This window comes from Neoaquamicrobium sediminum, assembly GCF_013240295.1.
Classification (GTDB): Bacteria; Pseudomonadota; Alphaproteobacteria; order Rhizobiales; family Rhizobiaceae; genus Aerobium; species Aerobium sediminum.
The window spans coordinates 2062539-2086369 of record NZ_JABETK010000001.1; the positions used below are offsets into that span (position 1 = coordinate 2062539).

The window sequence follows — 23831 nt, forward strand, 5'->3', positions numbered from 1 at the left end:
TAAATATTGCGGTAAGAATTTTTCAAGGTTAACCGATCAATGATCGGTATCGGGGCACAAGCAGTTTCGGGGACGGACGGCCCCGGCATTCAAACCAGAGTACGATCCGCGATCCAATGAAGACCAGTATCGCACGCGCCAGCCTCTTGATGATGGCAGCCCTTTTCATCGCGGGTTGCACCGAGGCCACATTCGAGGATATCGCGCCCAAGGCGGAGAAGAGGCTGCCGCCCGCGCTCGTGCAGTCCATGCGCGCCAAGGGCATGTCGACGACCTCGCCGATCATGGTGCGCATCTTCAAGGAAGAGGCGGTGCTAGAGGTCTGGAAACAGAAGGACAACGGCCGCTACGACCTCGCCACCAGCTACGACATATGCAAGTGGTCCGGAAAGCTGGGGCCTAAGTTCACGGAAGGTGACAGGCAGGCGCCCGAGGGCTTCTACACGGTGCGCCCGCATCAGATGAACCCGCAGTCGAGCTATCACCTCTCGTTCAACATCGGCTTCCCGAATGCTTACGACCGGGCGCACGGCCGCACTGGCCAGCATCTGATGGTGCATGGCGCATGCTCGTCGGCGGGCTGCTACTCCATGACCGACGAACAGGTCGAGCAGATTTACGCTTTTGCCCGCGATGCATTCAAAGGCGGCCAGACCGACTTCCAGATACAGGCTTTCCCCTTCCGCATGACGGCCGCCAACATGGCGCGTTACCAGGACGATCCGAACTACGAGTTCTGGACCATGCTCAAGGAAGGCTACGACCATTTCGAGATCACCAAGGTCCCGCCGAAGGTCGATGTCTGCGGCAAGCGTTACGTGTTCAACCAGATCGCGCCGGCCGGCACCACATTCTCGCCGACCGCCGCCTGCCCGGCGACCACGCAGCCGGAATCGCTGTCTGTTGCCTACAAGAGCTATCAGTCCACTTACGATTCCGCCTTCTCCGCGGCTCTGGGCTCGCGCAAATCGTCGACGCCTGCGCCGACGATTGCCGGTGTGAAAGAGGCAGCGCTTGTCGCCGACTGGTCGCGTCGCCGCGCGCGTGGCGAGAAGGTGACCCGCCTGCCGCCGTCGCTGGAGCGGCCGCAGGTCCTGATGGCCGAAGAGCAGAAGGCACCTCAGAAGCTCGAGGCAACGGTTGCTGCCGTGCCGACGCCGGCGCCGGCCACTGAACAGGCCGCTGCACCGGCGGTCGAGCCCGAGGGCAACGCGCAGTCCGAGACCGTTGCTGCCGGCGCGCAGGCTACGCAACCGGAGCGTGAGGGCAAGAGCCTGCGCCGCCGGCTGCTCGGCATGTTCGGCGGCTAATTGCTTCGCGACGCAGCCGAAACGTATGATCTCAGGGGTTTGAACTGCCCCCTGCCGGTACTGCGCGCAAAAAAGCGGCTGGCCAGCATGGCCCAGGGCGCACGGCTGTGGCTCGAGACCACCGACCCGCTCGCCATCATCGACATTCCAGCCTTCTGCACCGACAGCGGCCACAGGCTTGTCGCCACCGAGGATGCGCCCGGTGGCGGAAACCGCTTCCTGATCGAACGGGGCGGCTGAGCGCGGTCGCTCAGACCTTGTAGCCGGCGATGGCGAGCGGATTGTCCGCGAGAGCCGCTCGGTCCGGCGTGTCGATAGCCGGTTCGCCCGTGAAGGCGGTAAAAAGCCGCCTCACATAATCCTCCGGCAGGTCGAAGGCGATGATGACGATCCTGGTGCCACGCGGGCCTTCCGGCCAACCTGCAAGCCGCGCGGGCGGATGAAGCAGCGTCTGAACGCCGTGAATGACCAGCGGGCGGCCCGGGTCTTCCGCGAGCTCGATCACGCCCTTCATGCGCAGCAACTTGCTGCCCTGGGTCGAACGCAGCAGGTCGAGGAACATTTCGATCGTAGAAAACGAAACCGGCCTGTCGTGGACGAGTGACACCGTGGTTACACGATCGTCGTGATGATGGTGATGGCCGTGATCATGATGCTCATGGTCATGATCGTCATGATCATGATGGTCGTGCTGCCGTTCCTCACCTAGCCAGCGGCGGACATCGGCGATCTTGGAATTCGGATCGTAGAGCCCGCAATCCAGCAGGTCCGACGCTCTCGTTGAGGAGACGCTGCCGTCAAGGATCGGTGCATTGGGGTTGAGCGCGCGCAACCGCGCGCGCAGCGTCCCGCTCTCGTCGGCGAGATCGGACTTCGTCAGCACGATCCGATCGGCCACTGCTATCTGCCGCACGGCCTGCTCGTGGGTGTCCAGCGTTGCCGCCGCATTGACGGCGTCAACCACGCAGACCACGCCGTCCAGCCGCAGCGCCTGGGCCAGCACAGGGTGTCCCATTACCGATTGCAGGACGGGCACAGGATCGGCCAGTCCGGTCGTTTCGATGACGATGCGTTTCAGCGGGGCGATGCGGCCGGTCTGCACCCGGTCGATCAGGTCAGCCAGCGTGTCGACGAGTTCGCCGCGGACCGTGCAGCACAGGCAACCGTCAGATAGTTCGATCACGCCGTCCGACGCCTGCTCGACCAGCATGTGGTCGATGGAGACCTCGCCGAATTCGTTGACGATGACAGCGGTGTTCTGAAGCGCCGGGTCTTTCAGCAGCCTGTTGAGCAGCGTGGTCTTGCCCGCCCCGAGGAAGCCGGTGAGGATCGAGACCGCGATCGGTTCGTGGATCACCTGTTCAGCCGCCTTCCGCCATCGCCGCTGGCGCATAATCCGGGCGCGGGGTAGGGATCGGCACGTCGGCATAGCGCGGTGCCTTCGATTCCGGGCCTGTCGCACCGCCAAGCGCCACGGCGACCGCTACGCGCTCGCGCGTCGGCTCCTTGATATAGGGAGAGGTGTACACGGGGTGCCCTTCGGGACCGCGCGCTTCGGTGACCGCCTTCCAGTGCGCCTCGGTGCAGATCACCGGACGCAGGTTCACAGCGCTCGGTGCCTCCTTGCCTGAAGGGCGTAGCTGGCCGAGATAGGGCGCGGTATCCCCCGGGGTCGCAAAGCCGCGCTCCAGCAGATTGGCGGCCTTGTCGGCGCGCGCCTCCACTGTCGGCTCGCCGATCACGACGGCCATCAGGCTGCGTCCGCCTCGGGTGGCGGTGGCGATCAGGTTGAAGCCGGAGGGGCAGGTGTAGCCCGTCTTCATGCCGTTGGCGCCGTCGAAGCGCATGATCAGGTCGTTGTGGTTCTCGAGCAGTTTGCCACCGGCCTGCAGGGCTTCCATGCTGAAATAATGCGCGTGTTGGGGGAACTCGTTGCGCAGGGCCATCGCCAGCACTGCGAGGTCGCGTGCGTTGGTCGTCTGCTCGTCGGCATGAAGCCCGTGGGGATTGACGAAACGTGTGCCGGACATGCCGAGGCGCTGCGCTTCGGCGTTCATGCGTGCCGCGAACGCGCTGCGCGAGCCAGCAACGCTTTCGGCGAGCGCCGTTGCGATGTCGTTGGCCGACTTGACCATCAATATCTTGATCGCATTGTCCACGGTCAACACGGACCCAGGCTTGTAGCCCATCTTGCTGGGCGGCTCCTTTGCGGCGCGCTCGGAGATGCGCACCGGCGAATCGAACGCGATCTCCCCAGCCTTCACGGCACGAAAAGTCACCAGCACCGTCATTAACTTGGTCAGCGAAGCCGGATACCAGGGCGCAAACGCATCCTCCTGCTCCAGCACCTTGCCGGTGTTGAGGTCCACAAGAACCGCCGGGCCGGCCTGTGCCGCGCCTGCCGCGAACACGGTCGCCAATGCCAGCCCTATCGTCGGGAAAAAACGCCGCCGCATGATCAATCCAAAATCGCCTCTTGCCGAATTCGCCCGCTGGTCATTAAGGTTCCGCCGAGGTGGCGAGCGCCACCCATCATTTGCCGAAACAACAGGACCCGGACGTTCACCCCCTGCTATTTAGCCTATGTGACGCCAAGATGGCAAAGCCGTCGTGGTTTGATACCGGTTGGGGAACGAATACGGGGCAAGCATGAGGGGCTGAGCGGATGCCAATTCTCAATCGCGTCGCGGAGCTGCACGACGAAGTCACCGGATGGCGCCGCCACCTGCACACCATCCCGGAACTTCTCTACGATGTGCACCAGACGGCAGCCTTCGTCGAAGGCAAGCTGCGGGAGTTCGACTGCGACGAGGTCGTGCCCGGCCTGGGGCGGACCGGTGTTGTCGGCATCATCAAGGGAAACCTCGGCGACGGGCCGACGATCGGCCTGCGGGCCGACATGGACGCGCTGCCGCTCAATGAGATCACAGGCAAACCCTACGCCTCGCAGACGCCGGGCAAGATGCACGCCTGCGGCCATGACGGCCACACCGCCATGCTGCTGGGCGCGGCGAAATATCTCGCTGAGACCCGCAATTTCGCGGGCTCCGTCGCGGTGATCTTCCAGCCGGCCGAGGAAGGTGGCGCCGGCGGCAGGGCCATGGTGCAGGACGGGATGATGGAGCGCTTCGGCATCTCTCGCGTCTTCGGCATGCACAACATGCCCGGCCTGCCGGTCGGCCAGTTCGCGATCCGCCCGGGGCCGATCATGGCGGCGACGGCCGAGTTCACCATCACTGTGAAAGGGCGCGGCGGTCATGCAGCCATGCCGCACGGCACGGTCGATCCGATCGTGATCGCCAGCCAGATCGTGCAGGGCCTGCAGACGATCGCGGCGCGCTCGGTCGATCCGATCGATTCGATCGTTGTGTCCGTGACCAAGTTCCACGCGGGCGACGCCTACAACGTCATTCCCCAGGAGGCGCAGCTCGCCGGTACGATCCGTACGCTGCGCACGGAGGTGGGCGAGGCTTCCCGTGAGCGCATGCGCGCCATCTGCCAGGGCATAGCTGCCGCGCACGGCGCTACCGTCGATGTCGACATCGACGTGAACTACCCCGTCACCTTCAACAATGCCGAGGAAACCGAGTTTGCCTCGGGCATCGCCATTGAAGTGGCCGGCGCGCCGCAGGTGAATACCGACATCAACCCGGTGATGGGCGGCGAGGATTTCTCCTACATGCTGGAGGCCCGTCCCGGCGCCTTCATCTTTGCGGGCAATGGCGACACCGCCAACCTTCACAACCCCGCCTACGACTTCAACGACGAGCTGATCCCGCACGGAATTTCGTATTGGGTGCGGCTGACGGAAACCGCGCTCGGACGGGCCTGACAGGCCCGTTCGTCGGCCCCAAAACGGTTGGCGAAAGCCCGCGAAACGTCTATACCGCGCTCAGCGGTCCCGTAGCTCAGCAGGATAGAGCATCAGATTCCTAATCTGAGGGTCACAGGTTCGAATCCTGTCGGGATCACCAGCGCTCTCTTCCCGCAGAAAAAGTTTGCCGTGGCGCTTCAAGTGATTGGTGGCCACTGCGTACCGCTTCGCATTCATCTCCAAAAGCTATGCGCGCGTGCAAAAGTGTATGCCCGAGGGATCGCCGGTACGTTCGATTGCCGTAGCCCGGTAATGGTCTCTCTGCGGCATAGGCTCGCCATCACGGCGGGCTGACACAGCCGTTTCAATGCAAGTCAGCGCAATCCGGATGCCGTTCCGCGGTGGGGTCGATGCTGCTCGCGGTTTTTGCACAGGAGGCATTCATGGCAGATAGGGCGAAGGCTTGGCGCGGGCGCCTTTTGGGCGCGATCGCGGTCGGTCTTTTGGTTTCGACGGGAGCGGGCCCGTCCATGGCATCTGGGGAGGCACCCGCTGCCGTGACCCGCAAATTCGAGAAGCACGAGGCTTTGTGGGCGAAGCTCGCGGCCAACCCCGAGGCGCGGCTGCCCGTCATCGTGCGTTTCGACATGCCCGCGCTGCCCGATGCCGCCAGCTTCGCGAGCCCGGCTGCGGCGGACGAGGCCCATACAAAGGCAATCCGTGCCGCGCAGGACAGGATCCTCGCGACGGCTTTCCCGCAAGGCGCACTGTCTTCCGCGTCAGCGGCGGAGAAGAATCTCAAACGCATGGACTTCTCGCCGATGTTCGGCATCGTTGCCAGCGCGGACGAGATCGCGCGCCTTGCCACCGATCCGAACGTGACCCTCATCCAGGAGGATCGCCTCAGCAAGCCGTCACTGAACGAGTCGCTGCCGCTGATCCAGATGCCGGCAATGTATGCGGCCGGCGCAACGGGCAACGGGCACCACGTGGCTGTGCTCGACACCGGCGGCCGGCGTAGCCATCAATTCCTTTCGAGCCGTATCAATTCCGAAGCCTGCTACAACACAACCGGGATCCAGGGTTCCGTCAGCCAGTGTCCGGGTGGCGCCAGTTCCTCGACCGCCACGGGATCGGGCGAGGACTGCACGGCGAGCAACATCTATGGATGCGGGCACGGCACGCATGTTGCCGGCACGGTCGCCGGTTACAATACCTCGCCTGCCTCGGGACAGCCGACAAGCGGTGTCGCTCGCGACGCGCGTCTCATTTCGATCAACGTGTTTTCCCGCTTTCCAGCGAACTCGAGCAGCCCTTGCGGTGCAATTTCCGGATACACCCATTGCGTCCTGACCTTCGACACGGACCAGATACGCGGGCTGGAGAGGGTCTATGCGCTGCGCAACACCTATAAAATTGCAGCCGTCAATATGAGCCTGGGTGGCGGGGAGGTTTCCGCACACTGCGACAACGACGCGCGCAAGCCGATCATCGACCAGCTAAAGGCCGCCCGCATCGCAACGGTGATTGCGGCGGGCAATGACGGCTACGATTCCGCCGTCGGAGCGCCGGGTTGTATTTCCAGCGCGGTCACGGTGGGTTCGTCCACCAAGTGGGACTTCCGGTCCGACTTCTCCAACTGGGGCAATCTGATCGACGTGGTCGCACCGGGCTCGGACATCTATTCGTCCTACATCAACGGCAGCGCCAACAACTACTTCTCCTTCAGTTCGGGGACCTCAATGGCGTCGCCTCACGTTGCGGGTGCGTTCGCGGCGCTGCGCAACGCCTTCCCCAACGCCACAGTCGATCAGATCGAGAACGCGCTCAAATCGACGGGCGAGGGTATTTCCTCGGCAGGGGTGGTGAAGCCGCGTATCAACGTCAACGATGCGCGCATCGTGCTCGGCGGTGGAACGCCGCCACCACCTCCAACCGGGCCTGCAAACAACCACTTCGTTAACCGGATCACGGTGCCGCTCCCGGCTGTCGGCGGTACGCGGACGGTCACTGGCTCGAATGTCGGCGGAACTGCAGAGGGCGGCGAGCCGATCCATGCTGGCAAGCACAGTGCGCTCAACAGCGTGTGGTGGCGTTATACGCCGACTGCGTCGGGGCCCATCACCATCGATACGCTCGGCAGCAATTTCGACACCGTTCTCGCCGTCTACCGGGGTCGTCTGTTGGCTCGCTGGCGGAAGTCGCCTCCAACGACGATGCCGATTACTACACGATCCAGTCGCAGGTCAGATTCAACGCCACTGCGGGCGTCGAATACCAGATCGCGGTCGCCGGCTACATGAACGAGGCAGGCAACATACGCCTCAGCGTGCATGGTGGTGTGGCGGCGGCACCGGCCAACGACAATTTCGTCGACAGGCAGAATGTAAATCCGCCTTCGCGCGCTGGCTCGCGTCGAACCGTTGCCGGTTCGACTGTGCTTGCGACCGCAGAGCGCTTCGAGCCCTACCACGCCGGCTGGAGAAACTCGCGCAACAGTGTCTGGTATCGTTTTACGCCACAGAGCACGGGCCGGGTGACGATCGATACCAGAGGCAGCGATTTCGATACTATCCTGGCGGTCTATTCCCGCAACAGCCTGCGTCACCTCACCGAGGTCGCATCAAACAACAACACCGTTGGCCTCGGGCGCCAGTCGCGGGTCAGCTTCCGGGCACTTGCTGGGCGCCAATACCAGATCGCGATTACCGGATACGCCAACCGAGGCGGGAATCTAAGACTTAACATCACCGGTGGGGAGCCAGTCAGGCGATCGTCGGCGCTGGACAACACTGCGGCTGCCGACAGGGTCAATGGCTCGTCTGCTCCATCACAAGCTGTCGACGGGGTATCCTCCAACGCTGCAGCGCAGTCCGTAAGCCCATCAGCTGCAACACTGCCGCTGTTGCAGCAGGGCAAGCCGTTACGGGGGCAGGCGATACGAATGACATCGCAACCGGCTTAAAGCCGGCGCCGACCAGCAGCGTCGACGGTGTAAAGCTTGTCAGCACGATCGTGGCTTCAGGCACTGATGGCTCGCTGCCGGATGGTGGGGACGAGAGCGTTGCGATGCTGGCCGTTACGAATGCCGGCAGCCGGGCGGCTAGGCTCACGGCGGTGCTGTCGGTCGTCTCGGCGGACGGTGTTTCAATTCCGGTTCCGGCAGGGCTGTCGATCTGCCGGACCGACGCAAGCAGCGGAACATGCGTCGGCGTCAAGGCGACGTCCGTGGTCTTTGATGCCGAACCGGATCGCGTGATCACATTCGCGGCGTTTGCCAGCAGTCGCGAGGACGTGAGCGCGCTTCAATCCGGCCACGGCGTTCTTCAGGTCCGGTTCCGGCAGGGTAATGACACCATTGGAACTGCCAGCCTGGAAATCGGCGGTACGCACGTAATCGGTTCGCTGTAGCGCTCTCCAGCGGTAGGTCTGAAAGTCAAAAGCCCCGCGGCCGAAAGGCTGCGGGGCTGTTGCCTGAGCGACCCCCTCTCCGGGCGTTGCATTCATGGGTGACAGATTCATACCGCTGGGGCAAGTCAGCCCTCAAGCGTCCGGGGAGAAAAAGCTCCAGAAACAGAAAAACCCGCCGGGGGAGGAGGATCCGGCGGGTCAATCTGAAGCGCGGCAAGGGAGGAGGTTCGCCGCGCCAGGTTGTCGGCTTTCTGGGAGGAGGAAGATCGCCGACACCGGTGAGATAGAAATTGCCGTTCACGAATTCAATTGCAGAATCTGCATGGCTGCCTTGCGAGAACGGCTGCGCCGTTCCGCCGCACGTTCAGAAGCGATCCGCGCCTCGCGTGGTGCTGCTGGACAGCGCCTTCGCTGGGGTCCATGATCCTCTTGTCTCAGGAGAGGAGGCCCCGAATCATGGGCATTGAAAGTCTTATCGTCTTCATTCTTATCGGTGCGATTGCGGGCTGGCTGGCTGGCCAGTTGGTCAAGGGCTACGGGTTCGGACTGCTGGGCAATATCGTGGTCGGCATCGTCGGCGCGTTCATTGCCGGGTTCCTGTTCCCCGCGCTTGGCATCAGCCTGGGTAGCGGCGTCATCGCAGCCATCATCCACGCCACGATAGGCGCGGTGATCCTGCTGGTGCTCATCAGGCTCATCAAACAGGCCTAGGGCTCTGCGCCGGCGCTAACGGCGCCGGCTGCCCAGTATCGCGGCTGCGGCGACGGTCAGAGCCACCAGCCCCACCACTGCAACGGTCCGCGTCGGATTGGCGCGGATCGTTTCCTCGAAATCGTGAGCGCGCCGGCGGATGACGGGCAAAGCGTCCGATACGCGTTCCGCAAGTTCTGCATAAAGATCGCTGGCCTGGTCGCGCGTGTCGCGATAGGCGCTGCTGCCTTGCCGGGACGCAGCCTTTCCGAGAGCCGCGACTTCCTTGCGCAGCGCCCCGATTTCCTTATGGAGGTCGAGTGAGGACTGGTGTCTTGAGAAAAGCGCCATGCTGTAAACTCCATGCCTGAAAGGGTCAGCGCCAAGCCGCCGCTGCGAAGGCAGCGGCGGTGCTGTAGTGGCAACGGAATTGCGTGGCAAATGGTTCCGTCCGGACGGCGGGCACGACGTAGGCCGCGGCGCCCGCCCTCGGGAGCGGCCGGTCAGTCCAGGCCTCTTGCGATGGTGCGCGTTCCGACGAGACCCTTCTGGTAGACGAAGACCCCCACGGCAATCACGAGACCGGCGATGTCGGTCGCCAGCCCGCCCTTGATCATCGCCAGGGCTCCTGCCAGCAGCAGCACACGCATGACTGCGTTGAGCGGACCGAAGAACCATGCCTGCACGGCTGCCGAAAGCAGGTAGACGCCAAGGCAGGCGGTTGCGAACACGTGCAGGATTTCGAGCCACGAGCCCTGCATGAGCAGCGCCTGAGAATAGAAGAACATGAACGGCACCACGAAGGCGGCGAGGCCGAACTTGAAGGCTTCCACCGATGTTCGCATCGGATCGGATCCTGACAGTGCAGCCCCGGCGTAGGCTGCCAGCGCGACCGGCGGCGTGATCGCGGACATCACTGCGTAGTAAAACACGAAGAAATGCGCGGTCAGCACCGGTATGCCCAGCGAGATCAGGCCCGGCGCGACGACGGCGGCCGCGACCGCATAGGCCGCGGTCGTCGGCATGCCCATGCCGAGAATGATCGATATGCACATCGCAAAGAACAAGGCCAGCAACTGGTTCTGTTCCGCGATGCCGAGGAGCAGGGTGGAGAAGCGCGCGCCGACGCCCGTCAGTGCGATAACGCCGACGATGATGCCCGCGCATGCGCAGACGGCGACGAGCTGTATCGACATCTTGGCGGCAAGTTCGAAGGCGCCGAGGATGGCGCGCGGTCCCATGCGGTGCGGGGTCAGCCAGCTTACCACTGCGGCAGACACCATCGCCAGCGTGCCGGCCCGGATCACCGAGTAGCCCGCGAAGAGCGAATAGATCAGGATCACGATCGGGAAGAACAGATAGGCCTGCTTCAGGAGTTCCTTGAAGACAGGCAATTCCTTCTTCGGCAGGCCCTTCATGCCCAGCTTGGTCGCCTGCAGGTCGACCATGAAGTAGATGGAGGCGAAATAGAGGATTGACGGGATCAGTGCCGCGATCACGATCTCGGTGTAGGGGATGCCCGTCACCTCGGCCATGATGAAGGCGCCGGCACCCATGATCGGCGGCATGATCTGTCCACCCGACGAAGCGGCAGCCTCGATCGCGCCGGCGCTCTTGGCGGGGTAGCCGACGCGTTTCATCAACGGGATCGTCAGCGAGCCGGTGGAGACGACGTTGCCGGCCGACGTGCCGTTGATCATGCCCATCAGGCCTGATGCGAAAACCGCCACCTTGGCCGGGCCGCCACGTGCTCGACCCGCGGCGGCAAAGGCGAAATTGACGAAATAGTCGCCGACCTTCGACGCCTGCAGGAAGGCCGCAAAAGTGATGAACAGGATGATGTAGGTGGACGACACGGCGACGGGGTCCCCGAGGATGCCCTGGTCCGTGTAGATGTAGGTGAAAAAGCGCTCGGGCGTGTAGCCGCGATGCGCCAGGAAGCCCGGCAGGTAGGGACCTGCGAAGGAATAGATAATGAACACGCAGGCGATGGCGACAAGCGCAAGGCCTGCGACGCGACGCGTTAGTTCGAGGATGAGCAGGGCGCCCACGAGGGCCGCATGGAAATCGGCGGGTTGTGCCAGCGCGGTACCCGCGCGCAGGCGGATCGCCTGGACGTTGAAGAGGATGTACCCGGCGACCGTTACGGCCGCGATGGCCAGCAGAAGGTCCGACCAGTGAACACCGTCCCGGTCCTTGCGCGGGAAGAACCAGCTTCCGGCAATTGCCGCGATGGTGCCGACGATCAGCGGCAGGCCGTAGCTGCCGAAAACCATGGCAGGCGGGCGAACGAGCCCGGCTGTCCACCACGCAGCCCAGGCGAAGCCGACCATGGCCGCGCCGTAAAGCACACCGGCAGCAGCGACCAGAGCGATCGCGGTTTCAAGCGGCTTGAGCTTCAGGAAACGCGTGCTGGCGTCGGTGCCGCCAACATTGCTCGAAGAAAACAGGATGAAGCCAATGAGCAGGCCGCCGGCGACATGGGTCACACGATAGGCCCAGGTCTCCAGCGGATAGAAGTTCATCACCCCGATGTGGAAAACCGTGTAGGCGATGCACAGCGCCATCAGCAACCAGCCCAGGCGCGCGCCGGTGAAATCGCGCTGATTGGTGGCCAGTGCTTCCTCGTCGGCCCCGCTGGATACGATCCGCTCGACGGGTGCGGCGTCCGTCCTGATTTTTTCTGCTTCGGTCATGGCTGTCCTCCCTGGCGTGCGCGTGCGTCTGCAGCGCCACTGCCGATACTTGCCGTGAGCGGAGGCCGGCGCCGATCGGATTGATCGCCGCCGGCCAGATCGCCTCGCGCGATTACTGTCCCTTGAGCTCGTCCGGGATCGAGATGCCGGCTTCCTCGTAGTACCGCACCGCACCGGGGTGGTAAGGCAGGAAGCTGTTCTTGTCGGTATTGGCCGCGATGGTCTCGGCTGCAGTGGCGTGGATCGCCAGCATGCGGTCGTTGTTCTCCATCACCAGCTTGGTGATCTCGTAGGCCAGCGATTCCGGCATTTCCTGATGGGCCACGGCGAAGTTCCAGAGGCTGACGGTGCCCTGCGGGTCCGGGTAGCCTTCATAGAGGCCGCCGGGAATGTCGAAGGCGGAGAGTTCCGGGCGCGCTTCGAGGATCTTGGCCGCCTCGTCGCCGGTGAAGGCGAAGATGTTTACGGGGTTTTCCGCCGCGATCTGCGCGAAGGCTGCGATCGGCACGCCGGCTGCGAAGGCGAAGGCGTCGATCAGGCCGTCCTTGACCTGGCTGACGGCGTCGTTGGCGCCCGAATAGCTGATGTCGGCGGTGATGCCGTTGATTTCGAAGAAGCGCGGCCAGTAGGTCGCTGCCGTGCCGCCTGCCGGGCCAACGGAGACGCGCTTGCCTTCAAGGTCCGCCAGCGACTCGATGCCGGACGACTTCAGCGCCACGGCCTGAAAGGGTGTCTGATACATCGGGAACAGCGCGCGCAGGCTTTTGTGCTCCACGCCCGGTGCAAGCTCGCTCTCGCCGATCCAGGCCTCATAGGCCGGGCCCATGGTGACGAGGCCGATCTGGTGGTCGCCGGTCTCCACCAGCGTCGCGTTCTGCACCGGGCCGCCGGTGACCTCGCCCGAGGCGTTGACGCCGAGCGACTCGGTGATCAGGCCGGCAAGGCCGGTTCCGTAGATGAAGTAGGTGCCGCCTTGGCTGGCGGTGCCGATCGTCAGGCTGGTCGGCCAGCCCTCACGGTCCTGCGCAGAGGCGGGGACGGCAAGAAGCGTGGCGGCAGCCATCGCTGCGATGGTGAAATGGCGCATGGGTAATCCTCCCGGTTTGCGTAAGATGTCGGCCGCCCGGTCCGCAAGTTTCCTCCCGAAGCCTTGGCGGTTGCGCGCAGCACACGCAGACGCGACACCGGCGCGCAACGGCCCGATCGCTGGCAACCGGGCATTGGAAGTGACTAATTTTGCCTGATGGGTGGATTTCGTAACATTGGGCGCGATTGGCGTGTGGTTTCCCACACAAGCGTGGGCTGGTCCCTGTTGCCTACGCCTCGGTGGTTTCGCCGTCGCGGCCCAGCGCATAGCGCTGCATTTTTTCGTAGAGCGTCTTCCGGGAGATGCCCAGTTCTTCATAGACCGACTTGAGGCTGCCGCCGTGCGCTTGCAAAGCGGTGGCGATGACCGAGCGCTCGAAGCGCGCGACCCGGTCTGACAGCTTTGCCGTCATATCGTCGGCGCCATCGTCCACACCTTCTATATCGAGCCCGAGTACATAGCGATCGGCTGCGTTGCGCAATTCCCGAACATTGCCGGGCCACTCGCGGCGCGCGATCTCGGCGAGCAGTCGCGGCGAGACCTCACCCATATCACGACGGTGGCGTCCGGCCGCCTCGCGGAGAAGCTGCAGGAAGAGGATCGGCACGTCCTCGCGCCGGGAAGACAGTGGTGGCACGTTCAGGGTCACTACATTGAGGCGGTAGAGCAGGTCGGCGCGAAACCGCCCCTGCGCGACCTCGTCCTCCAGCTTCACCTTGCTGGTGGCGATGAAACGCACGTCGAGTGGTATCTGCTCGTTGGAACCGAGACGCACGATGACGCGGTCCTGGATGACCCTGAGCAACCGTGCCTGCAGTTCGGCGGGCATGGAACCTATCTCGTCGAGCAGCACCGTGCCGCCGCGTGCGTGCTCGAACTTGCCATATCGCGCCCGCAGCGCGCCGGGAAAGGCGCCGATCTCGTGGCCGAAAAGTTCGCTCTCGATTAGGTTGCCGGGCAGAGCGGCGCAATTGATCGCGACGAAGGGGCGGTTCGCTCGGCTGCTGATGTCGTGCACGGCGCGCGCGACGACCTCCTTGCCGACGCCCGTGTCGCCGACGATCAGCAGATCGGCGTCGGTGCCGCCTACGGCCCGGAGCCTGTAACGCAGGTCGATCATTGCAGCCGAGCGGCCGGGAAGCCGCGACTCGATGTCGTCGGGGTGGCCGGCCGCTGCGCGCAGCAGGCGGTTCTCGAGTACCAGCATGCGCCGGTCGAGCGCACGCTTGGCGACATCGGCCAGATGCTGCGCCGCGAAGGGCTTTTCGATGAAGTCATAAGCGCCTTCGCGCATCGCCCGAACGGCTAGTTGCACGTCGCCGTGTCCCGTCACCAGAATGACAGGCAGATCGGAATCGATGTCGCGAACCTTGGCCAGCAGGGTCATGCCATCCATGCCGGGCATGCGGATGTCGGTGACGAGCACGCCGTTAAGGCCGGGCGTCACGTAGCTGAGCGCGCTTTCGGCGCTTGCAAACTCCTGCACCGCGATGCCCGCAAGCTCCAGCGACTGGGCGGTCGAATGCCTGATCTCCTCCTCGTCGTCGACGAGGAGTACGGCGGGCGGTTTCATTCGGCCGCCTCGCTTATCGGCAGCTTGGCGGCGTCAAGCACGATCGACACCAGGGTGCCGCCTTCGGGATGGCGCTCGACGGCGAGGCTGCCGCCGAAATCCTTGACGATATTGTAAGAGATCGAAAGTCCGAGGCCGAGGCCCTTGCCGACGCCCTTGGTGGAGAAGAATGGATCGAAGATGCGTTCGGCGATGGCCGCGGAACGCCGGGACCGCGGTCGCGAATCGTGATCGTCACGCGGCCGCCGGCAGTGGTCGCGGCCAGGTCGATGCGCCTGTCCGGCAATCCTTCGATCGCGTCGGCCGCGTTGGAAAGGATGTTGACCAGAACCTGCTGGAGCCGCACCGACCCCGCCTTGACGACCGGCGGTTGCGCGCCCAGATCGACGGCGATCTCGGCGTCGGCTGCATTCAGCCGCCAGGCGACGATTTCGAGCGTGTCCCTGACAACGTCGTCGAGCGAAACGGGCCGCAGTTTCTGGTTCGGCTTGCGGGCGAAATTGCGCAAGTGCCTGCTGATTGCCGCCATGCGGTCCGTCAGTTTGGAGATGCGGGCAACGGCATCTCCGGCCTCGTCAGGACGGCCGCGCTCCAGCAGGATCGCCGCATTGTCGGCATAGGTTCGAACGGCGGCCAGCGGCTGATTGAACTCGTGCGACAGTGCAGCCGACATCTGCCCGAGGGCCGCCAGCTTGCCGGCCTGGACGAGATCCGATTGTGTCTTGCGGAGCGCGCGTTCGGTAGCGCGGCGCTCGGTGACTTCTTCCTCGAGCCGGTTGTTGACGGCGGCAAGATCGGCGGTGCGTTCCTCGACCCGCCGTTCGAGTTGCTCCTGTGCCTCTCGCTGGACCTGAAGGCGCTCGGCCAGGCGCGCCCGGCGCTGCAGCCAGGCGGCGAGGCCCGTTGCTCCAAGTCCCAGCAGAAGCACCATTGCGGCAACGACCGTCAAAGCCTGCGCGCGCGCGGAGGCGGTGTCCAGCAACACACTTACCGTCCAGTCGGCCTGCGGCATGCTTTCGCCGACGACAAGGTATTCTCGCATTCCGTCTTCGTTGGAGATCGTCAGCAGGTTGTGATCGCGATGTGTCATACCCGCGCTTACCGGCAATTCAGTTAGGTTCGCGTTGGCGTAGCGGCGTGTGGCCGCCGTGCGGGCGAGGCGTTCCTCGGTCAGCGGCAGGATGGCCGAAAACAGCCAGTCTCTCCGCCCGGTCATGAAGATGATGCCCTCGGGGTCGGTGACGATGATCTCGTATTCGTCGCCGCGCCACGAGCTTTCAATCGAGTCTATGTCGACCTTGAAAACCACCACGCCGCCGATGCTGCCGTCGATGCGGATCGGCGCGCCGAAATAATAGCCCCGCTTCAGGGATGTGGTTCCGAGCGCGAAGAAGCGACCCTCGCCGCCGGCGATGGCATCGAAGAAATAGGGCCTGTAGCTGAAGTTCTCGCCGACGAAGGTCGGGGTCTGATCATAATTCGAGGCGGCGATCGTGAGGCCGTCCGGGAGCATGACGTAGATGTCGGAGGATTCGAGCAGCCCATTGACCGATTTGAGATATCGGTTCATCGCGTCAACGGCGGCCCGATCGCCGGGATTGCTGACGAGATTCTTCACGTCCTGATGATCGGCTATGAGTTCGGGCAGCTTTTCATATCGCGCGAGCTGGCCCCGCAGCGCCGTCACTGCGAGGCCGAGCGTGTTTTCGCCACGTATTGCCGCCTGGTCGAGATAGTACGCGGTCATCAGGCGCGAGCCGAAATAGGCGACGAGCACGCACAACAGAGCGGCAGCCACTCCCAGGATAATAGAATGTCGCCGCCAAAGCCTGTTCATGCGTCGTCGCCGGTTCTCGCTCTCATGCCGACTATAGCGCGGCGCGAAGCCCCGAGTCGAACGGATGCAGGACCGCTATTTCTTCAGCACGTCCGCCCATTCCGGATGACGGCGGAACTGCGCGGCCGCGAAGGGGCACAGGGGAATGATTGTCTTGCCGGCGGCCCGCGCGTCCTCGACCGCCCGAGTAACGAGCCGCGCGCCGACACCCTGGCCCCGGAACGCGTCCGGCACTTCGGTATGGTCGATGATAAGCTGATGATCGCCGACCCTGGTGAAGGTCATTTCCGCTTCGGCACCATTTGGTCCCTTGAAGACATAGCGGCCCTTGGCGCCATTGTCCTCGAGTTCGATCCCGTTTTCATCGGTCATGTAAATGCTCCTTTTGCCGGCGCTGTGGACAGGAATGCCTCGGCGCCCAGAATTTCCGGCTGACGTATCTCGTGGCCACCTTCATGCCACAGCAGCTCCACATCCGCCCCCAGCTTTCGCAGGTCAGCTTCCAGCTTCTGCGTCAGCGCTGGTGGGCAGATCGGATCGCGCTGGCCGGCGGTCATCAACACCTGTGTGCCGTCGAGCGTGCCGTCCGCCTGCGGCTCGAAGGGTATCAGCGGGTGCATCAGTACGGCCTTGTCAAACAGGCCTGGCGCGGCAAACAGAACCGAAGCGAGAATGTTGGCGCCGTTCGAGTAGCCGAGACCGAAAACCGCCGAGGGCTTCTTCTCGTCGACGTGGGTGCGAACGAACTCGACCATCTTCTGCGTTGCGCGCTCAAGATCGTCCATGTCGTAGACGCCTTCGCCGGTGCGACGGAAGTAGCGGGCCGCGCCATGTTCGGAAACGTCGCCGCGCGGTGCGATAACGGTTGCCGCAGGCATCAGCTCGCGACCAAGGCCGAGGAACTGGTTTTCGTCGGCCCCGGTTCCGTGGAACACGAAGAGCAGGGGGCCGCCGGGTTCTCCCCGGCGGTCTTGTGGATATACGCGTCGCTCGTCATCGCCTCAGTCCTCGATCGGCTGGAGATGGCTCTCCAGATAGGGCCGCAGGTGCTCGTGCTGCGACGGCAGCTTCAGCGCCTCGCCGAGATGTTTCGTGTCCTCGTCGCGGTCGAAGCCGGGTTCGTTGGTGGCGACCTCGAACAGCACCCCGCCCGGCGTGCGGAAATAGATCGCCCAGAAATAATCGCGGTCGATCACCGGCGTCACCTGGTAGCCGGTTTCCATCAGTGCCTTACGGACTTCAAGCTGCTTTGCGCGGTTCTCGACCGCGAAGGCGACGTGATGGACCGAACCCGCACCCTGCCTTGCATGGCCGAGGACAGGCAGGGATTCGACATCGATCACATCGGCGCCGTTGCTGTCGCCCTTGACCGCGAAGCGGCGCACCGAGCCTGACTTGTCGATCTCCTCATAGTTCATGAACTTGAGGAGTTCGGCTGTCGCGCCGCCGTCCTGCAGTCGCATGGACACCGAGTGGAACCCACGGATCGCCTCGTCGCTGCCGACGCCGCCGTTGGTCCATGGCGCGCGACCGTCGTCACGTGTCTCGACAAGCGCGAAACCGTCGCCATCCGGTCCTTCGAAGGTCAGGCGCTGCTCGCCAAAGAGCTCGGAACGCTTCAACCCGGTCACGCCCTCGCTGACAAGACGCTGCGCCCAGAAGGCAAGCGTGCCTTCGGGCACGGAGAACGCGGTGAAACCGACCTCTCCCGTACCCGGACGACCGCGGGCCGCATCCGGGAAAGGAAAGTAGGTCATGACAGAGCCGGGCGTGCCGAACTCATCGGCATAATAGAGATGGTAGACATCCGGCGCGTCGAAATTGACGGTCTTCTTGACCCGGCGAAGGCCGAGCTTGTGGGTGAAGAAGTTGTTGTTCTCTTTGGCGTCGCGCGCCAGAGAGGTCACATGGTGAAGTCCCTTGATCTGGTCGAGCATGGTCGGGCTCCCTTCTATCCGCCGCAAGATCGCGGCGCTTGACGCCATATGTCGTGCTAAAAGGCCCAGAGGGAAGACTGCGGCGGCGCGATGGACTGTGCTGTATTATCGAACAATGATGCTTTCATCGTTCACCCATTTGCCGCAAGCAAAGAAAAGGCCCGCGCTTCAAGCGCGGGCCTTCATCAATTTCCGATCGGAAATGTTACTGGACCGTCAGAAGCTGGTCGTCACGGTTCTCGGCAAACGAGCCTTCGTCATAAGCGGCCTGTGCCTCGAGCTGCTCCTGGGTGAACGTCGTGTACAGATAGTACTCGCCGTCTGCATCCGACAGGAACGCCAGATTATCCATGCTGACTGCAACTTCCTTTTCGCCGATGCCGAGGAAACCGCCGACGTCGATGATAACAGCTTCTACCTGCCCATCATCCGACAGGATGATGTCGCCGATCTCGCCGATATTCTCGTCATTGGCACCGTAAACGGTGGTTCCGACAAAATCATCGGCGCTGATGTCACCGACCTGCACCTCATTCAGCGACGAGCGATCGATCGCGGACGTCTGGGTTTCATCCGTCTCGGTCATCGTATCGTCGGCAGGGGCAGCAGCCGTTTCCTCGTCTGCCGGTGCAACTTCCTCGCTGGCAGCCATGTCATCAGCAGGTGCTGCTTCCTCGGTTGCGGCCATATCGTCTGCGGGAGCGGCTTCTTCGGTCGCAGCCATGTCGTCACCAGCAGGAGCCGGAGCGGCAGCCATGTCATCAGCCGGAGCGGCCGCGTCGTCGGTCATGCCGGCTTCATCTTCGGCCACCGGTGCAGCGGCGAGATCTTCGGCAGTGGCGGGCTGGGTGTTGCCAACCTCGGCATCAGCCGGCTGCATCTCATAAGCTGCAAGGTCGAACTCGTCCTGAGCCTCGAGAGCCTCGCGAGTCGTCTCGACGACGATATATTCCTCACCGTCCATCTCGGTCCACTCGACCAGATCATACTGCAAAGCGACCTGCTTCTCGCCGATGCCGAGGAAGCCGCCTACACCGACGACGATAGCCTGGATATTGCCCTCGCTGTCGAGGACGAGATCCTTGACCTCGCCGATGTTTTCGGCGTCCTGACCGCTACCGTTATAGACGGTCTCGCCGATCAGGTTGGACGCAAGGTGTCCCTCGGCATGCTTCACCTGAGGTGCAGCTTCCATCGGGCGTCTGCCGCCGGGGCGGGAGCGGTGGTCTGAGCCACGGCTGCGCCGGTTGCGATAAGCGTTGCGATTGCAGTTGTCGCCAAAAGGTTCCGGATCATGTTAAACTCTCCTTGTGCATGTTCCTTTGCACGGTCGCGTCCGGAACCAAACTTTCGCAGGAGAGGTCCGGACGTGACCTTCACAACCCGACAACGTGGCCACCGCCGATCTGGTTCCGACTCGAAAAAAATCAGCCGTTCACTCAGCCGTACTGGAACGATACGCAATGTCAGCGCATTAAGCTTGGCTAAGGCGCCCCGCCGGCGCGCCTGATTTTCCCACAAATCAAGTCTGGAGACCTGCAAACGATGCGCTTCCAGATAATCCTCAACCGTGAAGGCGGAACGCTGCGCACACTCGACCTTGCAGTGTTCACCGCACGCCTGCGCGAAACGGTGCAGGAGGCGGGCCATCAGGTGATGGTGGCCGTGGTCGCAGGCAAGGAAATCGAGCACGCGCTTGACGAGGCGCTTGCCGGGGACTGCGACGTCGTCATGGTTGGCGGAGGCGATGGCACGGTGTCCTGTGCCGCTGGCAAGCTGATGGACAGCGACAAGGCGCTTGCGATACTTCCAGCCGGCACCATGAACCTTTTTGCAAGAAGCCTGGGCGTCCCGCTCGAGCTCGAAGCCGCGGCTGCCGCGCTTTGCGGCGGAGAATTTCGTGACGTGGATGTTGCGAGCGCCAACGGCAAGCCGTTCATTCACCAGTTTTCGGTCGGGCTTCATGCCAAGCTTATTCGCCTGCGGGAGAAGGAAGTCTTCCGCTCCCGGCTCGGCAAGATCAGGGCGTCCATACGCGCCGGTTTTGGAGCCTTCTTTCGGCCGCCCCGGATGAGGATCGGCCTCACGCTCGATGATGGCGAGGAGAGGATGCTGGCAACCGCCGGCATCGGAATCACCAACAATGTCTTCGGAGAAGGCCACCTGCCGTATGCGGATGTGCCGGATGGGGGTGTGCTTGGGGTCTACGTCACGCGGTCACGCACGCGCGGGGACATGATATTGCTGGCCCTCAATATGCTGCTTGGTCGATGGAAGACAAACGATCAGGTCGAAATGCTGACGGCGCAGGAGGTACGGCTCCGCCTGCTCGCGCGGCACGAACGGTTCGGATGCGCCATGGATGGCGAGCTCTGCGAGCTTGAGAAAGAGACGACCGTTCGCTGCCATCCAGGTGTGCTGAAGGTGCTTGCTCCCGCAGAGCCAGCATAAAATACGCTACCCGGCGGGCTGCGTGCCCTCTGCGGCAGGCTGTTCTGCGGGCGCCCCGCCCACGGGATCTTGTGGATCGATTGAACTTCCGAAGATACCCACGCCCCACCAAACCAGCATGGCAAGTGCGAGAGCGCAGACAAGCACGACGAGCACCTGCCATCCACTGCGCCCCTGACGGGCCTTGTTCTTGTCCACGGTCTTGGTCATTTGGAAGCTCCGATGTCAGAAAGGTTTTCTCCGACACCAATGCGGCCACGGGACCCAGGTTCCCGGCAAGGCCGTCGATAAAACTCAATCCGGAGAATTGTCTGCGCCGTCTGTCGGCGACGTATTCTCGCGCATTACCGCCCAAGCAAGAGCCGCCACTGCAGGCACCACGAGAGCGAGGCCAGCTTTGCGGCTCGCAAGCAGCGTAGGAAGCATCGCAAAGGCAGCCGCTCCGGCGAGGGCTCTCGCCTCGCTTTTGCGGCGCCTGGCGACGCGGCGTTCACGAGCCTTGGCGGTTATGGAACTGATGCCCAGCAACAGGAACGCGACGACTATAAAGCCGCCGGCAAATGCCAACGCCGCTTCGACCGCACCGATTTCCCTTGCCGCGGCAATGAAGCCGGCAACGATTAGGGGAAGCTCACGCCGCAAAGGCAAAAAAGCCCTGCGGCCAAGTACACAATTGCCTTTCGGCGCGCGCGTGCGACCGCTTCCGATGCTTCACCGGAAACGATCGACGCGATCAATGATGCAAGCGCTCCCACGTGTCAGCGACGCGACAGAAGTGCGAGGAAATAGCCGACACCCACCGCTATCGCGAGGGAGCTAATGGGCTTTTCCCGAACGGCGTCCGACACCTGCCTTTCCATATCGCTGGCATTGGCGCGAATATTCTCCATCGCGGCCTCACCCTTGACGCGGAGCTGTTCGGCACCCTCGGTTGCCGCCCGTTTCGCCGCGGAGTAGGAGTGCTGGCCGGTAGCGGACAATTGTGCGCTCAGCCGGGCCACATCTTCGCGCAACCGCGCGATCTCGGCTTCAAGGTCTTCCGGCTTCGCCTTCGTGCCGTTGCCGCCTCTGGTAACCTTGCCGGTGGGTGCCGTTGCCATATCGTTACTCCCTTTGGTGTTGCCGGGGACAACGCTCGACCATAGCGCAGGTTCCCGAAGTGGGTGAAGTGCCATCAGGACCGTCGGTCATATGAAGGGACGAGCAATCTCATTCGACGGTTCCCAACCCGATAATTCCGCCAACTTGTCGGCATCGAGGACCTCGCAACCGCCGTCGCGCCAGCGAACAAGCTTTCGATCTATCAGCTTGCGGATCGTCTTGTTGGTGTGGACGAGTGAAAGGCCTAGTGTGTCGGCAAAATGTTGCTGGGTTATCGGTAGCGTAGTGGTCCCGTTGAACATACCTACCGCATGCGCCCGGTTGGTCAGAAAGGCTATGAGATATGCAAGCCTCTCCAGTGCGGAACGCCGGCCAATGCTCAGAAGGTTTTCATCGAGCATGCATTCCTCGCGTGAGGCCAACCATGTCACATCGTAGGCAAGTTCCGGATGCTCGCGGTACAGCGACATCAGTTCGCCGCGCTCGAACACGCATAGCGTCATCGGCGACAGTGTTTCAACCGAGTGCTGGATTTCCTCCATCAGCGTGCCCTGCAGACCTACAAGGTCGCCGGGCAGCACGTAATTGACGATCTGCCGCCGTCCATCAGACATAAGCTTATATCTAAAACCCCAGCCCATAAGCACGGTATAGAGGTGCGGGTTCCGTGTGCCTTCGGCGAGCACGGTTGCGCCTTTGTCGACGGAGAGTTCGCCCCGCTTGAAGCGCGACACGAATTCCAGTTCCTTTGGTTTGAACCTGCGGAAGGCGTCGCGAGGAGCCAGAGGACACTTCTCGCACGGATACTTACGCTCCGAACGCACCGTCGGCTGTTTTTCCATGGTAGTACCGCCCCCTCACTGGTCGCCCGACCCTTTTACCTGGCAGCAAAACGCGCCACTGTGGGCAAGGTTGCCGCTGTGTCTTTTTAAATGACAGACGGCATGCAATCGGCCACATATCGCACCTCACGGAGGTTAGTGATTTTGCAAGAAGTTCGCCTGGACGGCATGCGCGTCCTTGTCATGGAGGACGAGTTCCTCATCGCAATGGATGTGGAACAGCTATGCCGGGAACATGGTGCGGCTGAAGTTACAATCGTTCGCCAGATCGAGGATCTTGGCGACGACCCCTTCGCTGGCCAGGCGTTTCATGTCGCCGTTCTGGATCTGATGCTGGGCGGCAATTCCACGACGGAATTCGCAAACTCCCTTTCCCAACGCGGCATACCATTCGTTTTCGCGACCGGACATACAGATGTCCAGGAGCGTTTTGGTATCGTTTCCGACATCGAGGTGGTTGCCAAACCTTACGGCGGAACTGACCTCATTGCCGCGCTCGGTCGTGCGATCGAGCGCGGCCGTGATCGTTCAAGCGGCGTTTGATCCCATAACCTGAGCGGAAATGGCATCGGGTCCGAAATCAGCCTCACCGCTCACGTTGAGAATTTCCTGAAGCCTGCTGCGCGCCCGGCTCACCCGGCTCTTGATCGTGCCAACGGCGCAGTCGCAGATTTCGGCGGCCTCTTCGTAAGAGAAGCCGGACGCGCCGATCAGGATGATCGCTTCGCGCTGGTCTTCAGGCAATGTCTCGAGAGCCGTGCGAAAATCGTCCAGGTCCATGGAGCCCTGCTGAGCCGGATGGACAGCCAGACGCGCCGTGATGACACCGTCGCTGTCCTGCACCTCGCGGCCACGTTTGCGCATCTGCGAATAGAATTCGTTGCGCAGAATAGTGAAGACCCAAGCCTTGAGGTTGGTGCCGGGCTGGAAGGATGCCTGCTTGTCCCAGGCCTTTACCAGCGTTTCCTGTACGAGATCGTCGGCCTTGTCCGCATTTTGCGAGAGTGACATGGCGAACGCTCGAAGGCTTGGAATGGCGCTCAGCAGATCCTGTTTGAAGGTCGATGCTGCGTCGGCCATGA

At 62.9% G+C, this 23831-nt stretch carries 23 protein-coding genes, 1 tRNA gene and 2 pseudogenes; 10 read left to right on the forward strand and 16 right to left on the reverse strand.

The features are described from left to right. Positions 1-116: 116 nt before the first annotated feature. Both HK436_RS10055 and HK436_RS10060 read left to right on the forward strand, forming a co-directional pair. Positions 117-1310, forward strand: a complete 1194-nt coding sequence (locus HK436_RS10055) for a L,D-transpeptidase family protein (protein ID WP_173189299.1) — start codon at positions 117-119, stop codon at positions 1308-1310. After that, a complete protein-coding gene (locus HK436_RS10060; RefSeq protein WP_173189301.1) occupies positions 1311-1550 on the forward strand; it encodes a sulfurtransferase TusA family protein in 240 nt (79 codons plus the stop codon). It begins immediately after the preceding gene. Positions 1551-1560: 10 nt separating this feature from the next. On the opposite strand, the gene HK436_RS10065 is transcribed toward HK436_RS10060, so the two are convergent. Then, positions 1561-2664 (reverse strand): CobW family GTP-binding protein, encoded by a 1104-nt coding sequence (locus HK436_RS10065; protein ID WP_376769157.1) that lies wholly within the window; start codon positions 2662-2664, stop codon positions 1561-1563. A gap of 7 nt (positions 2665-2671) precedes the next feature. After that, on the reverse strand, positions 2672-3766 hold the full coding sequence (locus tag HK436_RS10070; RefSeq protein ID WP_173189304.1) for a D-alanyl-D-alanine carboxypeptidase family protein: 1095 nt from the start codon (positions 3764-3766) through the stop codon (positions 2672-2674). Positions 3767-3975: 209 nt separating this feature from the next. Here HK436_RS10070 and HK436_RS10075 point away from each other — a divergent pair, with 209 nt between their 5' ends. From HK436_RS10075 to HK436_RS10100, 6 genes are all read left to right on the forward strand, one after another. After that, positions 3976-5142 carry a M20 aminoacylase family protein gene (locus HK436_RS10075; RefSeq protein ID WP_173189306.1) on the forward strand — a complete coding sequence of 389 codons (1167 nt, stop codon included), beginning with the start codon at positions 3976-3978 and terminating at the stop codon, positions 5140-5142. A 65-nt stretch (positions 5143-5207) separates the two neighbouring features. Next, a tRNA-Arg gene (locus HK436_RS10080) sits at positions 5208-5284 on the forward strand. 397 nt (positions 5285-5681) lie between these two features. Continuing rightward, positions 5682-7427: a S8 family peptidase gene (locus HK436_RS10085; protein ID WP_173189308.1), complete on the forward strand. Its 1746-nt coding sequence runs from the start codon at positions 5682-5684 to the stop codon at positions 7425-7427. Further along, on the forward strand, positions 7424-8089 hold the full coding sequence (locus HK436_RS10090) for a hypothetical protein (protein ID WP_173189310.1): 666 nt from the start codon (positions 7424-7426) through the stop codon (positions 8087-8089). Before HK436_RS10085 ends, HK436_RS10090 begins: the two co-directional genes overlap by 4 nt. A 152-nt stretch (positions 8090-8241) precedes the next feature. Then, positions 8242-8535 (forward strand): hypothetical protein, encoded by a 294-nt coding sequence (locus HK436_RS10095; RefSeq protein ID WP_173189311.1) that lies wholly within the window; start codon positions 8242-8244, stop codon positions 8533-8535. Positions 8536-8991: 456 nt separating this feature from the next. After that, on the forward strand, positions 8992-9246 hold the full coding sequence (locus tag HK436_RS10100; protein WP_173189313.1) for a GlsB/YeaQ/YmgE family stress response membrane protein: 255 nt from the start codon (positions 8992-8994) through the stop codon (positions 9244-9246). Positions 9247-9261: 15 nt separating this feature from the next. On the opposite strand, the gene HK436_RS10105 is transcribed toward HK436_RS10100, so the two are convergent. The 9 genes and pseudogenes from HK436_RS10105 to HK436_RS10145 all read right to left on the reverse strand — a co-directional run bounded on the left by HK436_RS10105 (position 9262) and on the right by HK436_RS10145 (position 19550). Continuing rightward, entirely contained in the window at positions 9262-9576 is a 315-nt protein-coding gene (locus HK436_RS10105) for a hypothetical protein (protein ID WP_173189315.1), read from the reverse strand. Positions 9577-9728: 152 nt separating this feature from the next. Continuing rightward, entirely contained in the window at positions 9729-11921 is a 2193-nt protein-coding gene (locus HK436_RS10110) for a TRAP transporter permease (protein WP_173189317.1), read from the reverse strand. Positions 11922-12033: 112 nt separating this feature from the next. After that, entirely contained in the window at positions 12034-13008 is a 975-nt protein-coding gene (locus HK436_RS10115; RefSeq protein ID WP_173189318.1) for a TAXI family TRAP transporter solute-binding subunit, read from the reverse strand. A gap of 229 nt (positions 13009-13237) precedes the next feature. After that, the gene (locus tag HK436_RS10120) at positions 13238-14581 is read right to left on the reverse strand and encodes a sigma-54-dependent transcriptional regulator (RefSeq protein WP_173189320.1); all 1344 of its coding nucleotides are present in this window, start codon (positions 14579-14581) and stop codon (positions 13238-13240) included. Next, a pseudogene (locus tag HK436_RS10125) lies at positions 14578-16328 on the reverse strand (sensor histidine kinase). Before HK436_RS10125 ends, HK436_RS10120 begins: the two are co-directional and overlap by 4 nt. A 165-nt stretch (positions 16329-16493) precedes the next feature. Further along, positions 16494-16790 carry a GNAT family N-acetyltransferase gene (locus HK436_RS10130; protein ID WP_173189322.1) on the reverse strand — a complete coding sequence of 99 codons (297 nt, stop codon included), beginning with the start codon at positions 16788-16790 and terminating at the stop codon, positions 16494-16496. Continuing rightward, positions 16787-17415, reverse strand: a pseudogene (locus tag HK436_RS10135) (alpha/beta hydrolase). The gene HK436_RS10130 and the pseudogene HK436_RS10135 overlap by 4 nt, the downstream one beginning before the upstream one ends. 4 nt (positions 17416-17419) lie before the next feature. Further along, entirely contained in the window at positions 17420-18355 is a 936-nt protein-coding gene (locus tag HK436_RS10140) for a VOC family protein (protein WP_173189324.1), read from the reverse strand. Positions 18356-18560: 205 nt separating this feature from the next. Beyond that, positions 18561-19550, reverse strand: coding sequence for a PRC-barrel domain-containing protein (locus HK436_RS10145; RefSeq protein ID WP_312860538.1), 990 nt, complete (start codon positions 19548-19550; stop codon positions 18561-18563). Positions 19551-19900: 350 nt separating this feature from the next. Between HK436_RS10145 and HK436_RS10150 the strand changes: the two genes are divergently transcribed. Then, positions 19901-20806, forward strand: coding sequence for a diacylglycerol/lipid kinase family protein (locus HK436_RS10150; RefSeq protein WP_173189326.1), 906 nt, complete (start codon positions 19901-19903; stop codon positions 20804-20806). 6 nt (positions 20807-20812) lie between these two features. Here the strand turns inward: HK436_RS10150 and HK436_RS10155 are convergent, their stop codons facing one another. The 4 genes from HK436_RS10155 to HK436_RS10170 all read right to left on the reverse strand — a co-directional run bounded on the left by HK436_RS10155 (position 20813) and on the right by HK436_RS10170 (position 22749). Then, positions 20813-21016: a hypothetical protein gene (locus HK436_RS10155; protein WP_173186379.1), complete on the reverse strand. Its 204-nt coding sequence runs from the start codon at positions 21014-21016 to the stop codon at positions 20813-20815. Positions 21017-21100: 84 nt separating this feature from the next. Next, complete coding sequence (locus HK436_RS10160) at positions 21101-21454, reverse strand: hypothetical protein (RefSeq protein WP_194248458.1); 354 nt, start codon at positions 21452-21454, stop codon at positions 21101-21103. A gap of 110 nt (positions 21455-21564) precedes the next feature. Then, the gene (locus HK436_RS10165; RefSeq protein ID WP_173189328.1) at positions 21565-21906 is read right to left on the reverse strand and encodes an ElaB/YgaM/YqjD family protein; all 342 of its coding nucleotides are present in this window, start codon (positions 21904-21906) and stop codon (positions 21565-21567) included. 87 nt (positions 21907-21993) lie between these two features. Continuing rightward, positions 21994-22749, reverse strand: coding sequence for a Crp/Fnr family transcriptional regulator (locus tag HK436_RS10170; protein ID WP_173189330.1), 756 nt, complete (start codon positions 22747-22749; stop codon positions 21994-21996). A gap of 90 nt (positions 22750-22839) precedes the next feature. On the opposite strand from HK436_RS10170, the gene HK436_RS10175 reads away from it, so the two are divergent. Beyond that, positions 22840-23292, forward strand: coding sequence for a response regulator (locus HK436_RS10175; RefSeq protein ID WP_244648645.1), 453 nt, complete (start codon positions 22840-22842; stop codon positions 23290-23292). Here HK436_RS10175 and HK436_RS10180 read toward each other — a convergent pair. Beyond that, positions 23278-23829, reverse strand: a complete 552-nt coding sequence (locus tag HK436_RS10180) for a sigma-70 family RNA polymerase sigma factor (protein ID WP_173189331.1) — start codon at positions 23827-23829, stop codon at positions 23278-23280. The two genes, HK436_RS10175 and HK436_RS10180, sit on opposite strands and share 15 nt — an antisense overlap. Positions 23830-23831: the final 2 nt, after the last annotated feature.

What these genes read in the sequence shown, in the direction of transcription:
- HK436_RS10055 (WP_173189299.1), top strand. Translation starts at nt 117, where the DNA reads ATGAAGACCAGTATCGCACGCGCCAGCCTCTTGATGATGGCAGCCCTT.
- HK436_RS10070 (WP_173189304.1), bottom strand. Translation starts at nt 3,766, where the DNA reads ATGCGGCGGCGTTTTTTCCCGACGATAGGGCTGGCATTGGCGACCGTG.
- HK436_RS10075 (WP_173189306.1), top strand. Translation starts at nt 3,976, where the DNA reads ATGCCAATTCTCAATCGCGTCGCGGAGCTGCACGACGAAGTCACCGGA.
- HK436_RS10090 (WP_173189310.1), top strand. Translation starts at nt 7,424, where the DNA reads ATGAACGAGGCAGGCAACATACGCCTCAGCGTGCATGGTGGTGTGGCG.
- HK436_RS10100 (WP_173189313.1), top strand. Translation starts at nt 8,992, where the DNA reads ATGGGCATTGAAAGTCTTATCGTCTTCATTCTTATCGGTGCGATTGCG.
- HK436_RS10105 (WP_173189315.1), bottom strand. Translation starts at nt 9,576, where the DNA reads ATGGCGCTTTTCTCAAGACACCAGTCCTCACTCGACCTCCATAAGGAA.
- HK436_RS10110 (WP_173189317.1), bottom strand. Translation starts at nt 11,921, where the DNA reads ATGACCGAAGCAGAAAAAATCAGGACGGACGCCGCACCCGTCGAGCGG.
- HK436_RS10115 (WP_173189318.1), bottom strand. Translation starts at nt 13,008, where the DNA reads ATGCGCCATTTCACCATCGCAGCGATGGCTGCCGCCACGCTTCTTGCC.
- HK436_RS10120 (WP_173189320.1), bottom strand. Translation starts at nt 14,581, where the DNA reads ATGAAACCGCCCGCCGTACTCCTCGTCGACGACGAGGAGGAGATCAGG.
- HK436_RS10130 (WP_173189322.1), bottom strand. Translation starts at nt 16,790, where the DNA reads ATGACCGATGAAAACGGGATCGAACTCGAGGACAATGGCGCCAAGGGC.
- HK436_RS10140 (WP_173189324.1), bottom strand. Translation starts at nt 18,355, where the DNA reads ATGCTCGACCAGATCAAGGGACTTCACCATGTGACCTCTCTGGCGCGC.
- HK436_RS10145 (WP_312860538.1), bottom strand. Translation starts at nt 19,550, where the DNA reads ATGGAAGCTGCACCTCAGGTGAAGCATGCCGAGGGACACCTTGCGTCC.
- HK436_RS10150 (WP_173189326.1), top strand. Translation starts at nt 19,901, where the DNA reads ATGCGCTTCCAGATAATCCTCAACCGTGAAGGCGGAACGCTGCGCACA.
- HK436_RS10155 (WP_173186379.1), bottom strand. Translation starts at nt 21,016, where the DNA reads ATGACCAAGACCGTGGACAAGAACAAGGCCCGTCAGGGGCGCAGTGGA.
- HK436_RS10165 (WP_173189328.1), bottom strand. Translation starts at nt 21,906, where the DNA reads ATGGCAACGGCACCCACCGGCAAGGTTACCAGAGGCGGCAACGGCACG.
- HK436_RS10170 (WP_173189330.1), bottom strand. Translation starts at nt 22,749, where the DNA reads ATGGAAAAACAGCCGACGGTGCGTTCGGAGCGTAAGTATCCGTGCGAG.
- HK436_RS10175 (WP_244648645.1), top strand. Translation starts at nt 22,840, where the DNA reads ATGACAGACGGCATGCAATCGGCCACATATCGCACCTCACGGAGGTTA.
- HK436_RS10180 (WP_173189331.1), bottom strand. Translation starts at nt 23,829, where the DNA reads ATGGCCGACGCAGCATCGACCTTCAAACAGGATCTGCTGAGCGCCATT.